The sequence below is a fragment of the Pseudomonas salomonii genome (assembly GCF_900107155.1).
Classification (GTDB): Bacteria; Pseudomonadota; Gammaproteobacteria; order Pseudomonadales; family Pseudomonadaceae; genus Aquipseudomonas; species Aquipseudomonas salomonii.
This window is the reverse complement of the sequence record NZ_FNOX01000037.1, coordinates 1-1,380: the sequence shown is the minus strand read 5'-3', so window position 1 is coordinate 1,380 and position 1,380 is coordinate 1. Positions and strand designations below refer to the sequence as shown.

Annotated in this window: 1 rRNA gene; it reads right to left on the bottom strand. The window is 53.2% G+C overall.

Annotated elements, in window-relative coordinates:
• Positions 1 to 20: 20 nt before the first annotated feature.
• Positions 21 to 1,380, bottom strand: a 23S ribosomal RNA gene (locus tag BLV67_RS31975); the annotation flags it as partial.

The window sequence follows — 1,380 nt, the reverse complement described above, 5'->3', positions numbered from 1 at the left end:
TCAAATTGCTTGGGTGTTATATGGTCAAGCCTCACGGGCAATTAGTATTGGTTAGCTCAACGCCTCACAGCGCTTACACACCCAACCTATCAACGTCGTAGTCTTCGACGGCCCTTCAGGGGACTCAAGGTCCCAGTGAGATCTCATCTTGAGGCTAGTTTCCCGCTTAGATGCTTTCAGCGGTTATCTATTCCGAACATAGCTACCCGGCAATGCCACTGGCGTGACAACCGGAACACCAGAGGTTCGTCCACTCCGGTCCTCTCGTACTAGGAGCAGCCCCTCTCAAATCTCAAACGTCCACGGCAGATAGGGACCGAACTGTCTCACGACGTTCTAAACCCAGCTCGCGTACCACTTTAAATGGCGAACAGCCATACCCTTGGGACCGGCTTCAGCCCCAGGATGTGATGAGCCGACATCGAGGTGCCAAACACCGCCGTCGATATGAACTCTTGGGCGGTATCAGCCTGTTATCCCCGGAGTACCTTTTATCCGTTGAGCGATGGCCCTTCCATACAGAACCACCGGATCACTAAGACCTACTTTCGTACCTGCTCGACGTGTCTGTCTCGCAGTCAAGCGCGCTTTTGCCTTTATACTCTACGACCGATTTCCGACCGGTCTGAGCGCACCTTCGTACTCCTCCGTTACTCTTTAGGAGGAGACCGCCCCAGTCAAACTACCCACCATACACTGTCCTCGATCCGGATAACGGACCTGAGTTAGAACCTCAAAGTTGCCAGGGTGGTATTTCAAGGTTGGCTCCACGCAGACTGGCGTCCACGCTTCAAAGCCTCCCACCTATCCTACACAAGCAAATTCAAAGTCCAGTGCAAAGCTATAGTAAAGGTTCACGGGGTCTTTCCGTCTAGCCGCGGATACACTGCATCTTCACAGCGATTTCAATTTCACTGAGTCTCGGGTGGAGACAGCGCCGCCATCGTTACGCCATTCGTGCAGGTCGGAACTTACCCGACAAGGAATTTCGCTACCTTAGGACCGTTATAGTTACGGCCGCCGTTTACCGGGGCTTCGATCAAGAGCTTCGCGTTAGCTAACCCCATCAATTAACCTTCCGGCACCGGGCAGGCGTCACACCCTATACGTCCACTTTCGTGTTTGCAGAGTGCTGTGTTTTTAATAAACAGTCGCAGCGGCCTGGTATCTTCGACCGGCATGAGCTTACGGAGCAAGTCCTTCACCCTCACCGGCGCACCTTCTCCCGAAGTTACGGTGCCATTTTGCCTAGTTCCTTCACCCGAGTTCTCTCAAGCGCCTTGGTATTCTCTACCCAACCACCTGTGTCGGTTTGGGGTACGGTTCCTGGTTACCTGAAGCTTAGAAGCTTTTCTTGGAAGCATGGCATCAACCACTTCG